The 12,739-nt window shown below is 58.0% G+C and carries 9 protein-coding genes; 6 read left to right on the plus strand and 3 right to left on the minus strand.

Features of this window, described 5'->3' with window-relative positions:
- Nucleotides 1-5: 5 nt before the first annotated feature.
- Entirely contained in the window at nucleotides 6-1,607 is a 1,602-nt protein-coding gene (arc, locus tag HMPREF3104_RS07040; protein ID WP_070494952.1) for a proteasome ATPase, read from the plus strand.
- Here the strand turns inward: arc and HMPREF3104_RS07045 are convergent.
- Nucleotides 1,565-2,992: a MocR-like pyridoxine biosynthesis transcription factor PdxR gene (locus HMPREF3104_RS07045; RefSeq protein WP_052204291.1), complete on the minus strand. Its 1,428-nt coding sequence runs from the start codon at nucleotides 2,990-2,992 to the stop codon at nucleotides 1,565-1,567. The genes arc and HMPREF3104_RS07045 overlap by 43 nt on opposite strands.
- Nucleotides 2,993-3,068: 76 nt before the next feature.
- Between HMPREF3104_RS07045 and pdxS the strand changes: the two genes are divergently transcribed.
- The 3 genes from pdxS to HMPREF3104_RS07060 all read left to right on the plus strand — a co-directional run bounded on the left by pdxS (nucleotide 3,069) and on the right by HMPREF3104_RS07060 (nucleotide 6,306).
- Entirely contained in the window at nucleotides 3,069-3,944 is an 876-nt protein-coding gene (gene pdxS, locus HMPREF3104_RS07050) for a pyridoxal 5'-phosphate synthase lyase subunit PdxS (RefSeq protein ID WP_306482369.1), read from the plus strand.
- 193 nt (nucleotides 3,945-4,137) lie between these two features.
- Nucleotides 4,138-5,628 carry a GntP family permease gene (locus HMPREF3104_RS07055; protein WP_070494954.1) on the plus strand — a complete coding sequence of 497 codons (1,491 nt, stop codon included), beginning with the start codon at nucleotides 4,138-4,140 and terminating at the stop codon, nucleotides 5,626-5,628.
- A 111-nt stretch (nucleotides 5,629-5,739) separates the two neighbouring features.
- Nucleotides 5,740-6,306 carry a TetR/AcrR family transcriptional regulator gene (locus HMPREF3104_RS07060; protein WP_052204297.1) on the plus strand — a complete coding sequence of 189 codons (567 nt, stop codon included), beginning with the start codon at nucleotides 5,740-5,742 and terminating at the stop codon, nucleotides 6,304-6,306.
- Here the strand turns inward: HMPREF3104_RS07060 and mmsB are convergent.
- Nucleotides 6,303-7,187 (minus strand): 3-hydroxyisobutyrate dehydrogenase, encoded by an 885-nt coding sequence (gene mmsB, locus HMPREF3104_RS07065; RefSeq protein ID WP_052204299.1) that lies wholly within the window; start codon nucleotides 7,185-7,187, stop codon nucleotides 6,303-6,305. The two genes, HMPREF3104_RS07060 and mmsB, sit on opposite strands and share 4 nt — an antisense overlap.
- 31 nt (nucleotides 7,188-7,218) lie before the next feature.
- Nucleotides 7,219-8,736: a CoA-acylating methylmalonate-semialdehyde dehydrogenase gene (locus tag HMPREF3104_RS07070; RefSeq protein WP_070494955.1), complete on the minus strand. Its 1,518-nt coding sequence runs from the start codon at nucleotides 8,734-8,736 to the stop codon at nucleotides 7,219-7,221.
- Nucleotides 8,737-8,982: 246 nt separating this feature from the next.
- Between HMPREF3104_RS07070 and HMPREF3104_RS07075 the strand changes: the two genes are divergently transcribed.
- Together HMPREF3104_RS07075 and HMPREF3104_RS07080 are read left to right on the plus strand one after the other, a co-directional pair.
- The gene (locus HMPREF3104_RS07075) at nucleotides 8,983-11,586 is read left to right on the plus strand and encodes a GNAT family N-acetyltransferase (protein ID WP_070494956.1); all 2,604 of its coding nucleotides are present in this window, start codon (nucleotides 8,983-8,985) and stop codon (nucleotides 11,584-11,586) included.
- Nucleotides 11,583-12,725 (plus strand): acetoin utilization protein AcuC, encoded by a 1,143-nt coding sequence (locus HMPREF3104_RS07080; RefSeq protein ID WP_070494957.1) that lies wholly within the window; start codon nucleotides 11,583-11,585, stop codon nucleotides 12,723-12,725. Before HMPREF3104_RS07075 ends, HMPREF3104_RS07080 begins: the two co-directional genes overlap by 4 nt.
- Nucleotides 12,726-12,739: the final 14 nt, after the last annotated feature.

The raw sequence follows: 12,739 nt of genomic DNA on the forward strand, positions 1-12,739 counted from the left end.
GAGGCATGATCACTGACGATGCTTTCGGGCCGGAACTGCGCCAATTAAAGCGCGAGAACAGGGATATCTCTGAGCGCAACACCAAGCTTGCGGAGCTGTTGAAATCGAGTCGCGACAAGCTCAACAGCCTCTACGCCCAGGTCGAGGCTTTGGGGGAGCCAGCTTCGACTTACGGCATTTACCTTGAGCCGGCGTCGCAGGATCATGAAGCTGAGATCTATACCTCAGGTCGGCAGATGCGGGTCAAGATCGCGCCGACGGTTGCGCCGGACTCGCTGAAGCCGGGCAAGCTGGTCAGGCTTGGCGACGGCACCGTGATCGTCGAAGCCTGCTCCTACGACACCACCGGGCAGCTAACTACCCTGATTGAGAAGATTGGTGGCACGCGTGCAGTGGTGGCTGACCAACAAGGCACTGAGCACTTGGTGCGTCTGACTGAACCTTTGCAATCGCAGGCCCGCGCAGGTGACACCGTGCTGGTGGACTTAAAGTCTGGGTTTGCGTTTGAGCGCGTACCGAAGACTGAGGTCAATCAGCTCTCCCTTGAGGAAGTGCCGGACGTGACGTACGCCGATATTGGTGGTCTGTCCTCGCAGATCGAGACGATCAAAGACTCTGTCGAGTTGCCGTTTGCGTATCCGGAGTTGTACCAGCAGTACCGCTTGGCGCCGCCGAAGGGGTTGTTGCTGTATGGGCCTCCGGGATGCGGTAAGACTTTGATTGCAAAGGCCGTGGCTAATTCGTTGTCGCAGCGTATTGGCGACGGCGGGCAGGCCCACTTCATTAACGTCAAAGGTCCAGAGCTTCTGAACAAGTTCGTGGGCGAGACGGAGCGTCGTATTCGGCTCATTTTTGAGCGTGCTCGTGAGCTGGCTTCTGATGGTCGTCCGGTGATCGTGTTTTTTGATGAGATGGAGTCAATTTTCCGCACCCGCGGCTCCGGGGTGAGCTCCGACATGGAAACCACAGTGGTCCCGCAGTTGTTGACGGAGATTGACGGTGTTGAAGACATCGCAAACGTCATTGTCATCGGTGCGACCAACCGCGAAGAACTCATCGACCCGGCGATTCTGCGACCTGGTCGCCTTGACATCAAAATCAGGGTGTCCCGCCCGAACCGGGATGAGGCGGCGGATATTTTTGCCCGCTACATCACTGACGACATCCCGCTTGCTTCCTCGTCCGAGGACCTCATCGATGCTGCAGTGGAGGCGATGTACGCCCCTCGCCCGTTTGTCCGCCTCACGCTTGCTGACGGCACCACGGAAACCCTTCACTACCACGACTTTGTCTCTGGCGCGATGATTGCAAACGTGGTTGACCGCGCCAAGAAGCTAGCGATCAAGGATCACATTTCCAACGCCGCCAGTGCTAAGGGTGCTGGTACTGAGGGTGCTAACCACCCTGGCACGGACCAAGTTGTCGAGGAACATGTTGTCGAGGAACATGTTGGTGTGGGCGTCGAGCACTTGCGACTTGCTGTTCGTGCAGAACAAGACGAAAGTGAGGACCTCCCGAACACGGCAAACCCGGATGAGTGGGCTCGAATCACCGGACGTCACGGTCAGCGCGTTGTTTCCGCTGAGGTGGTTTCCGGCTCGGAGTAACTGTCTGTATTCTCGAGTGTCTCCACGATGGCGTTGATTGCTCGGTTGAAGTCCTGGTCAGACAGGTGCGCGAAACTCATCGTCAGCGCAGTGTCTGCGCGGCCAGCTTCAAACCCGGAGCGCGCCAGTACGCCTGCAAAGTCGTTGCGGTGCCCGCGGGTGGGGAAGTGGGCGATGAGGTCGGCGCCGGTGCCGTCGGAAAGCTGAGCATGCGAGGCAACCTTGGCAAGGGCGGGTACAACGCGGCTTTCCAAAATGGCGCGTCGCTTCGCCAGCCTGGCGTGGGTGGCCTTGGTGTTGCGGCGGACGTAGCCGCCGCGAAGTAGCGAAGCTATCGCACGTTGCGTGACCGCGCTGACCGGCATACCCAACACCTGTCGCGTACGCCCTAGGGCCTCTGCCTGGGAGTTTGAGGCAACAACATAGCCTGCGGCGAGCTCGCGAGACAGCAACGTTGAAAATGTTCCGAGCGTAAATACATCTGCGCCGTCCCCAGCAATAGCTGCCAGGGTCGGCTGTGGGGCTGTGCGGTAGCGAAGTTCTGCGTTGAAATCATCTTCGATAATCGAGGTCGAAGTCTCAGCTGCCCAGCGCAGAAGCTGCGACCGGCGAGCAACCGGCATGGCACCACCGAGCGGATACAAGTGAGCAGGCGTAACCAGGATCGCGTCCAAGGTTGCGGGCAGGGTATCAACGCACACACCGTGACTATCCGTTGGGCACGGAACAATCTCGTGACCAGCTGCTTCGATAACGCGCTGTAGGCCGGGGTGTCCTGGACTCTCAACGCCAATGCGTAACCGCCCCGAACTGTGGGATGCAAGCGTAAGCAGAATCAGCATCAAACCTTCGCGGGAACCGCCAGTGACCACCACGTTGCCAGGATCCACCGCAAGGCTGCGCGCAACGCGCAGATGCTCCGCGATTGCGTCACGCAGCTCTACCTGACCTGCCTTATCAACCCGCCCGCCCGAGTCAGATGCAGCCTCCCGCCACGCCGCATGCCAGGCTGCTGGGCGGATTAAACCAGCTGTGCCGGGCGCTGGTTTTAGCGAGATGAGTTCCTGCTTGCGCCTATTTCCCCGCTTATTATGCGTCACCTTGCCAGTGGCTTGCTTGCGCTGCTGCGTATGCGGCGCAAGAACCAGATCCGGGTGGACGCGTGTTGGTGCTCCCTGTGAAGCAAGCAGGTAGCCTTCGCTGATTAACTGCTCATAAGCAGAGACAACCGTTCCCCTTGATACTTTCGCTTGCATGGCAAGCGCCCTGGTTGACGGCACGGTATCTCCGGGGCGAAGTGTTCCATTAGCCACGGCCGCCCGCACCGCTGCGGCGATTTGGGCGGGGAGGGGTTGGGGGTTGGCGGGGGAGACGTCGATAAGCACAATGCCCTCACTGGTACAAAGAATTCACACCTAACTGGCACTTGGAACTTACCAGTTGGGGCAGCAAGGTATGACTATGGCTGATTTTTCTGAACTGAACCAACAATTCCTCGGCGGCGTGATCATGGATGTGGTCACCCCAGAGCAGGCGAAGATCGCGGAAGACGCCGGCGCCGTCGCGGTCATGGCACTCGAGCGAGTCCCTGCAGACATCCGCGCACAGGGCGGCGTGGCACGCATGAGCGACCCCGATCTCATCGACGGCATCATCGCCGCCGTCAACATTCCCGTCATGGCCAAGGCACGCATCGGCCACGCCATGGAGGCACGAATTCTTGAGCACCTCGGGGTGGACTACATCGACGAATCCGAGGTCCTAAGCCCCGCCGATTACGTCAACCACATTGACAAGCGCAGCTTCAACGTGCCGTTTGTCTGCGGCGCAACCAACCTCGGGGAAGCGCTGCGTCGCATTAACGAAGGCGCTGCCATGATCCGTTCCAAGGGCGAAGCCGGCACCGGTGATGTGTCCGAGGCCGTCAAGCACATTCGCAAAATCAAGGGCGAGATCAGCGCGTTGACCGCCATGTGGCGCAACAATCGCGACGAACTCTACGTTGCTGCAAAGGAACTGCAGGCACCGTACGAGCTCGTTGCCAAGACGGCGGAGGACGGTAAGTTGCCCGTCCCGCTCCTGGTTGCCGGTGGCGTATCCACTCCGGCGGATGCCGCGTTCATGATGGAGCTCGGCGCTGATGGCGTTTTCGTAGGGTCCGGCATTTTCAAGTCCGGCAACCCAGAGGCGCGCGCAAAGGCCGTAGTCAAGGCCACACGCAACTGGCAGGACATCGCGACGGTTACCGAGGTCTCCCGCGGCCTGGGCGAGGCCATGGTCGGCATCAACGTCTCCGACCTGCCGGCACCGCACCGTCTAGCTGAACGTGGCTGGTAAGCCGCACCACGGTCAGTGAACCACGTTCACCCCCTCACCAGGTGCACGTTGAGTTTTCACCACCAGCTTGCGTGATGTAATGCAGGACACACTAGGGGTGAATGGTGAGTTGGCATACCGATTCTGGCGGTAGTCAACAGTGCGGTGACTTACAGTCTCGGCAAGTCAACAGCCGCCTCACCAAGGAGTACGAATGGTTATTTCGTTTCTGGGTGTCCTGCTCTCGCTAGTCATCCTGGTTGTCCTCGCATACCGCGGCCACTCGGTTGTAGTCGTCGCTCCCTTTGCCTCGCTTGTCGCACTGCTCTTCGCAGGTCAACCCATCATGGGCACCTACACACAGATCTTCATGCCGGCGCTTGGTGGTTTTGTAACCAAATATTTCCCGCTGTTTATGTTCGGGGCAATATTTGGCTACCTCATGACCTCCACAGGCCTAGCTCGATACCTCGCACGCGGCATCACCGCACTCTTCGGGCCTAAACGCGCCATGCTGTCCACCGTGGTCGCCACCTCACTGCTTGCTTACGGCGGCGTCTCAGCTTGGGTGGTGGCGTTTACCATCGTGCCAATTGCGACCGCGCTGTTCCGGGAAGCAAACGTTCCGAAACGACTCATGCCAGCGGCAATCGCATTTGGAACCATCACCTACGCACTAGCCGGACTGCCGGGTTCCCCGCAGATCCACAATGCAATCCCTACAAGCTACTTCGGAACAAACGTCTACGCGGCTCCGGTTTTTGGCCTCATCGCGTCACTAATCATGTTCGTGGCTGGCACGGTATGGTTGGAATTCCGCATCACACAGCTCAATCGCACGGGCGAAGGCTATGACCCAATTGATAAGAACGGCAATGTCGTCGAAACGCCGGCCGGTATCGGGGAAAACACCGACGGGAAGGTTGAAATCGGTGGCGAGTTCTTCGAGGGCCAATCCGGGGGCCGAATCGGCACGCGAGCCAAGTCCGATACGGAACCGTCCGTCGCTGTTCAAGGCCTGATGGGCCTGCTGCCCATCCTGGTTGTCGTTGCTACCAACTTTGCCATGGTCTACGGGGTAGCAGGAATGCTGGATACGGATTACCTTGCCGAGGATAAGTACGGCAAGACCAGCATCGATGCACTGTTGGGAATTTGGTCTCCAACCATCGCTTTGGCCTTGGCCGTAGTTGTGATCGTTGGCATGTTCCCGGCCCGGGTCAAAGAGAGCCTCAGTGAGCTTTCCGACGGTGCGAAGAACGCGATCTTGCCCTGCCTTACCACAGCGTCAGAGGTTGGCTACGGCGCAGTTATCGCTTCACTCGTGGTGTTTAACGTGGTGAAAGAGAATATGCTCAATATTTCGGACAACGCTTTGTTGGTCTCCACGGTCTCTACCGCTGCGATTTCTGGCATCACTGGCTCCTCGTCTGGTGGTTTGTCCATCACCATGGAGACACTCGGCAGCCAACTTGCGCAAATGGCAACAGAACAAGGCATTTCTATGGAACTGATGCACCGGATCACTGCAATGGCATCCGTTTCCTTCGATTCGCTGCCGCACAACGGTTCAGTGCTGACCATGCTGATTGTTTGCGGTATGACACACAAACTGTCATACAAGGACATCGCGGTAGTCACTATCTTCATTCCGCTTACTACGTTGCTCATCATGGTCGGCGGTTGGACGCTTCTGGGCCTCTAATCTCCATCCGCACCATTTGAGGTAGACCGATACTCGTTCGGCCTACCTCGTTTTCCCCTTTTTGCCGTGGGTAATCGATTACTATTGCTCGGAGCAAGGAGGCCAAGAAATATGGTTGAATCCGCCAGGGATCGCATTCTGGTCGAGGCGCGGAGGCTATTTAGCCAGAACACGTACGCGAACGTTTCATTGAAGGACGTTGCTACAACAGCTGGTGTGTCAGTCGCGTTGGTGGTCAAGCATTTCGGCAGTAAGCCAGGATTGTTCGCTGCGACTGTGGACTTCCAGGACTCTTCCCTGAGGCTCTTCGCTGGCCCATTTGAAAGGCTTGGGGAGACCTCTATTATCGAGACCCTATCGGCCCCCGTGCATGCGCCGTATTCCATCGCACGCACTATCTCGGTGGCCAGTGGTGAGGACGAAAGCTTGACGGCTATCGGCTCGCGGGTGCGAAGTGACCTGATCGAGGTTTTGGCCGATCGTATACGCACAGAAGCGCCCCACCCGCATCCGGCACCTGAACTGCGCGCGCAGTCCGCGATGGCGTTGCTGGTGGGGCTTTCGTTGATGCGTCGATTAGGCAATGCTGGTGTTGAGGCGCATTCGACGCAATCGTTGGTTGATCATTACGCGCCGATCGTGCAGAAGATTATCAACGGCGCGTCACTGTCGGATTAGGCCTTCCTGCCTTCAACTGCCTTAATAATTGCGGAGAAGTCCAGCCCTCCGTGGCCTTCATCAACAAAATCCGTGAACTGCTCAGTAGCAATACGGCCTAACACGGTGTCCGTGCCGGTTTGATCCGCTGCAGCCATAGCAAGTTTGAGGTCTTTCAACATCAGTGCAGCCGCAAAACCCGGCTTAAAGTCGTTGTTTGCTGGCGATGTCGGGACAATATCGGGAACCGGCGCGTTGACAGACAAGGACCAGGAGTTGCCGGTTGCGTTCGACACCACGTCGAAAAATGCCTGCGGCGACAGTCCCAGGCGCTGGCCCAGTACAAGCGCTTCAGCGACCGCGATCTGCTGGATAGCGAGGATCATGTTGTTGCACGCCTTCACAGCCTGACCGGTGCTAGTGTCACCGGTGTGCGTAACTGATTTGCCGATGTGGTGCAGGATCGGCTTGACCTCGTTGAACAGGTCTTCTGGCCCGCCGACCATCAGTGCAAGGGTGCCCGCCTGGGCGCCAGTTATGCCACCGGAAACTGGTGCGTCCAAGAAACGGGAGCCAGCCTTAGCAATAAGGTCGGCCACTTCCTGCGCCTCTGCGACCGCGATGGTAGATAGGTCGATGTAAATCTTCGGTGTCGGATCAGCTTCCAGAAGGGATACGATGACCTTCTTCACCAGACCTCCGTTGGGCAGGCTGGTGAAAACCAGTTCGGCGCCTTTGGCGGCCTCTTCAGCGGTCTCAAAAACCTCGATGCCTAGCTCTTTCGCACGCGCACGAGCCTCATCGACAACATCGAACCCGCGGACAATTTCACCATGTTTGGCCAGGTTGGCAGCCATCGGCACACCCATGTTGCCTAAACCAATAAACGCGATTGTGCTCATTGCTTTATTCCTTTTCGTTGAGTGGGGTGGACTAGTTCATCAGCGGCATGGTGAACTGTGGGCCAGCGTCTTCAGCCTGGGGCCATGCCTGAGTAACGGTCTTGGTTTTGGTGTAGAAGCGGAAGGAGTCTGGTCCGTGCTGGTTTAGATCGCCGAAGCCGGACGCCTTCCAGCCGCCGAAGGTGTGGTAGGCGATTGGCACCGGAATCGGAACGTTGATGCCAACCATGCCTACCTGGACATTGCGGGCGAACTCGCGGGCTGTTCCACCGTTTTGGGTGAAGATTGCCACACCGTTTCCGTACTCGTGGTTGGTAGCCAGTGCGGTAGCTTCCTCAAGTGTGTTCGCGCGAACCATGGCCAGGACCGGGCCGAAAATTTCGACAGTGTAGAGGTCCATGTCGGTCGTGACGTTATCGAAAAACGTCGGGCTAGCGTAGAAGCCTTCGGCTAAGGATTCGCCGTCGAAGGTCTTGTCGGTGAAGGTCCACTCGCGGCCGTCGACAAGCAAAGTAGCTCCGGCCTCGACTCCCTCGGACACGATGCGATTGACTCGATCCAGTGAATCCTGAGTTACCAGGGGGCCGTAGTCAGATTCCGGATCCAAGGAGTGGCCAACCTTCAGCGCGCGTGCCTTCTCAGCGATAGAGGCGGCGAGCTTGTCGGCAGTCTCTTGGCCAACCGGGACGACAACCGGCAGGGCCATGCAGCGCTCACCAGCAGAGCCGAACGCGGCGCCGACGATCGCGGAGGCTGTTGCTTCAATGTCTGCATCCGGCAGGACAATCGCGTGGTTTTTTGCGCCACCGAAGCACTGTGCGCGCTTGTTGGTTTCTGCTGCGCGGGTGTAAATGTACTGTGCGATTGGGGTAGAGCCCACGAAGCCGACAGCCTGGATGATGTCGGAATCCAGGATGGCGTCTACAGCTTCTTTACCACCGTGGATTACCTGCAGTACGCCCTGCGGGCCGCCAGCCTCAACAAAGAGCTCTGCCAGGCGAACTGGGACGGAGGGGTCGCGCTCGGAAGGCTTGAGCACCATCGCGTTTCCTGCCGCCAACGCAGGACCGGCCTTCCAAAGAGGAATCATGGCTGGGAAGTTGAAGGGGGTGATACCTGCGACAACACCAAGCGGTTGGCGCATGGAGTAGGTGTCAATACCAGTGCCAACTTGCGTGGAATATTCGCCCTTGAGCAGGTGCGGGGCGCCGAGTGCAAACTCCACCACGTCGAGGCCACGTTGGATGTCGCCCTTGGCGTCGGGGAAGGTCTTGCCGTGCTCGAGCGCGAGAGTGCGGGCCAGCTCATCCATGTTTTCGGTGATCAGTTGCAGCCAGCGGTTGAGGACGCGGATGCGCTTTTGCGGGTTGGTGTTGCCCCATGCGGGTTGGGCCTTGGCAGCCTCTGCGATTGCGTGGTCTACGTCGCCCTTGTTTGCCAAGACGACTTGTGCTTGGACCTTGCCGGTGGACGGGCAGAATACGTCTTGGGTTTGGCCTGATGTGCCTTCGTATGAGGTGCCGTTGACGTAGTGGTGGATGGTACGCATGTATTCCTCCCTGCAGATCGATATGTACGGTATGGCCGTTGATCGTACAGTGACGCCGCTCACTTCTTCGGCAATTGTGTTGCGCAGGACAACATTTACCCCCGTGAAATTCGGAGATGCACATAGTTTTCGGTCGCTCGAACTGGCCTGATCCTCGGACATAGTCAAAGTGGTGACGGGGTGAACGGCATACACTTCTGTCCTGATTCCCGCTTTCACGGCGCCGAAAACGAATACGGTGGGAGCATGTTGCACGTCCAGCCACAACATTGGGAAGCCGACGTCATTTTGAACGACGGGTCCATCGCCACCATTCGTGCGATTGATAATGGTGACAAAGAGGCTATCTATCAGTTCTACGACCGTGTCTCCGATAAGTCGAAGTTTCTGCGTTTCTTTGGCACTCATCCAACGCTGTCCGATAGTGACATGCAGCGTTGGTTAGATATTGAGGGGTATGAACGCGTCACCTTGGTGTTGGAGGAGCGCGGCGACATTGTTGCTGTCGCCGGGTACGCGATTGTGCAGCAGTTTCTCCCGGCACGTGTGGGTGATGTTTCGTTTTTGGTGCAGGATTCGCATCAGGGCAAAGGTGTCGGCCCGATCATGTTGGAGCATTTGGCGCAGATCGGCCGAGAGGGCAACGTCAGCCGCTTTTTCGCTGAAATGTTGATGCAGAACCGCACCATGACTCAGGTGTTTATTTCTGCTGGATACCAGGTCAAGCCTGAGTTGGAGGACGGCATGATCACGGTGGATTTTGAGATCTCGCCGAATAAGGTTTCGCGGGAGGTGATGGAGCGTCGTGAAACACGAGCTGAGGCTAACTCTTTGCGACGCCTCCTCACCCCTCAGCGTGTCGCAGTAGTGGGGGTGCACGATCGGGTTGCGTCTCATGTCACGGATTTCGCAGGTGAGGTAATCGCTTTTGATGATATTGCCGCTCTCAGTGCTGTCGCGGAGCCTATTGATTTGGTTGTGGCAGTGCACGACCCGCATGAGCTCAATAGTTTGATGCAGTGTGCGGCGGATGTGGGTGCGCATGGGGTGGTGTTGACTACGCCGAGTGACTATCCGCCGTTGAATAGCAATGAGACGCGTGATGTGGTGATGGCAGCTCGTGACGTTGGCTTGCGTGTCTTAGGCCCTACGTCACTCGGGTTAATTAATACGGATCCGGAGGTGCGGTTGAACACTACGCCGGTACCGGTTCCGCGGTCGGGGTCTGTGGGATTGTTCACGCAGTCTTCGGGTGTGGCCATGGTGATGCTGTCGCATGCGGTTTCGCGGGGCACTGGCTTGAGTGTCTTTTTGGCTTCGGGTTCGTTTGCTGATGTTACTGGTAATGACGTCATGCAGTTTTGGTCTGATGATGAGCGGACCCATATTTGTATGTTGTCGTTGGATTCCGGCGGTAACCCTCGTAAGTTTTTCCGCATTGTGCGCCGGCTGGCGCTTGAGAAGTATGTGATCGTGTTTCTGCCGTCGAGGGCGTTGCGCTCGGCGATTCCGGGTAATGAGACGGGGTTGGCACCGGCATCGTCGGAGACGATTGATGCGGTTATCCGACAGTCAGGTGCGATGGTTGTGAATCGTCGTGACGCCATGTTTGATATCGCGCAGATTCTGACGCGCCAGCCACTTCCGCGTGGGCGTCGTGTGGCGGTGGTTTCGAATTCTTCGGGGCTTGCGTTGCAGATGGCTGCGTCGGCGCAGCGTTTTGGGTTGCGCCCAGTGGTGAAGCGGCCGGTTGGCACCGGGGTGCAGGGGATGATTTCGCAGGTTGAGCTTTTGCTTGACGACGCCAACGTCGACATCATCGTCTGCGCCGTCGTCGAAATCGACGAACCTGCCGCGGAGGAAAGTTATGCCCACCTTGCAGCCCTTGCTGCTAAAGGTAAGCCGCGGCCACTGATTGCATCGTTTATTGGCATCGGGTTGCCGAATTATGGGGTTGGCTTGGGCGAAGAGCAGCAGGGGCAACTGCCAGTGTTTGACAATTATGCGGATGCCATGGAAGCGCTCGGCGTGATTTTGGACAATCAGCGTCGCCGCGCTGCTATCCGTCCAAGCCCTGATGATCTGGTGGGTAGTGGTGATGAGGATGTGGCGCGTGGGGTCGTCGATAAGCTTCTTGCCCAAAATCCGGAAGGGCGGTGGGCAAGCGACACTGAAACTGCAGAGATTTTGGCGGCGTATGGCATTGACCTTGTGCCTTGGACGGACACCCCAACCTTTGCTGAAGCCCTACAGGCTTCGGAGAAATACGGGTGGGATGTGGTGCTAAAAGCAACGAGCCCCTTGGTACGCGGGCGTTCCGAGCTACCTACCGTGATCCGACAGATCAACACTGAAGACGAGCTTGCCCACGCCTGGAAAACCCTAGAGAAGTTGGCCGAGGAGCTCCATTTGGGCTCGGATGCTGGAGTGTTGCAGCCTGCTGTGCAACGCCAAGTGGCTTCGGGTGCTTCGCTGAAAGTACGCGCTGTAGAGGACCCGGTGCTGGGGCCGCTGGTCGGCGTCGGTGTTTCCGGGATCTCTTCGGAGCTGCTCAAGGATGTTGCGTGGCGTATCCCGCCACTTCGCCGCCATGATGTGGTGGACATGCTCAGTGATCTGAAGGCCGCCCCGTTGCTGACAGGTCAGACGGGGATGAAACCGATTGATATCCGCGGCCTTGAGTCGGTGCTTCTGCAGCTTTCCAAGCTGAAGGACGATATTGCCGCGGTTGTTGAGGTGGAGTTGATCCCTGTCATCGTAGGTATCGATGCGGTGCATGTGGTTGGTGCACGACTGCGTGTGGCGCCGCTTGGGCAAGAGCGTGAACCATTGGCGAGGACACTGCAATGAGCCAGCCGTTGAGCATGAAACCACTGCTGATTAATGCCGAGGAGATGCGCCGCTACTCACTCGGGCCGGGGCACCCGATGGGACCGGATCGGGTGAAACTTGCGCTAAACGTGGCCGAGTATTTTCACATGCTCGACCTTTTCGACATTTACAGCCCCCAGCCCCTCAGCACCGCATTGTTGCAGTTAGTGCATACGCGGGAATATATCGAAGCGACTCGTGCGGAGGTGGCTGCGAAACGCTTCGGGCTTGGCACCGATGACAACCCGATCAGTCACGGACTTTCCACCGTTGCTTCCTGCATTGCGGCGGGCACTGTTGAAGCGGCACGCGCTGTTTGGCAAGGCGAAACTAGGCGTGCAGTGAACCTGGCAGGTGGGTTACACCATGCCGCGGCGGATCGCATGGAAGGCTTTTGCATGTATAACGATGCAGCGATTGCTGTCCGCTGGCTGTTAGACCAGGGTGCGACGCGTATTGCTTACATTGATCTGGACGCACACCACGGTGATGGCGTGGAGAAGATTTTCTGGGACGACCCGAGAGTGCTCACGATCTCGGTGCATGAGTCGGGTATTTATCTGTATCCGCATACAGGCTATGCGCACGAGATCGGGGGCCAGGGGGCACAGGGCACTGCTGTGAACCTTGCGCTGAGCAAGAATGCTGATGATAGTGAGTGGCTGCAGGGGATTCATTCGCTGATTCCTGCGCTGTTGAAGCAGTTCCGGCCGGAGTTACTGGTTACGCAGCACGGCGCGGATCCGCACCGAGCTGATCCGTTGGCTGACCTTGAGGTGAGTATTGACGCCATGGCTCACGCATATCGTTCTTTGGCAGTGTGGGCTGATCAGTATGCGGGCGGTAAGTGGGTTGCGCTGGGCGGGGGAGGCTACACACTCGATTCGGTCGCGCGTGCTTGGACGCAGCTTCTTGCGGCTGTGGCGGGAGTTGAGCTTGAGGCGTCAGCCTCCATGCCCAATGGGTGGGACGGGAGCCTCACGCTTGGCGACGCCGGCGTTACCACCCAATTCGCCGAATACGACCCCAAGCGTGTTCTTACCTCCCGCCCCAGCACGTCACTGATTCAGACAAGCCGTGCAGTGTTCCCGTACTGGGGGATCCAACCCTACGGCTGATCTAGAGGATATAG

Origin of the sequence: Corynebacterium sp. HMSC30G07 (genome assembly GCF_001806945.1) — a bacterium.
GTDB lineage: Bacteria > Actinomycetota > Actinomycetes > Mycobacteriales > Mycobacteriaceae > Corynebacterium > Corynebacterium riegelii.

What these genes read in the sequence shown, in the direction of transcription:
- arc (WP_070494952.1), top strand. Translation starts at nt 6, where the DNA reads ATGATCACTGACGATGCTTTCGGGCCGGAACTGCGCCAATTAAAGCGC.
- pdxS (WP_306482369.1), top strand. Translation starts at nt 3,069, where the DNA reads ATGGCTGATTTTTCTGAACTGAACCAACAATTCCTCGGCGGCGTGATC.
- HMPREF3104_RS07055 (WP_070494954.1), top strand. Translation starts at nt 4,138, where the DNA reads ATGGTTATTTCGTTTCTGGGTGTCCTGCTCTCGCTAGTCATCCTGGTT.
- HMPREF3104_RS07060 (WP_052204297.1), top strand. Translation starts at nt 5,740, where the DNA reads ATGGTTGAATCCGCCAGGGATCGCATTCTGGTCGAGGCGCGGAGGCTA.
- mmsB (WP_052204299.1), bottom strand. Translation starts at nt 7,187, where the DNA reads ATGAGCACAATCGCGTTTATTGGTTTAGGCAACATGGGTGTGCCGATG.
- HMPREF3104_RS07070 (WP_070494955.1), bottom strand. Translation starts at nt 8,736, where the DNA reads ATGCGTACCATCCACCACTACGTCAACGGCACCTCATACGAAGGCACA.
- HMPREF3104_RS07075 (WP_070494956.1), top strand. Translation starts at nt 8,983, where the DNA reads ATGTTGCACGTCCAGCCACAACATTGGGAAGCCGACGTCATTTTGAAC.
- HMPREF3104_RS07080 (WP_070494957.1), top strand. Translation starts at nt 11,583, where the DNA reads ATGAGCCAGCCGTTGAGCATGAAACCACTGCTGATTAATGCCGAGGAG.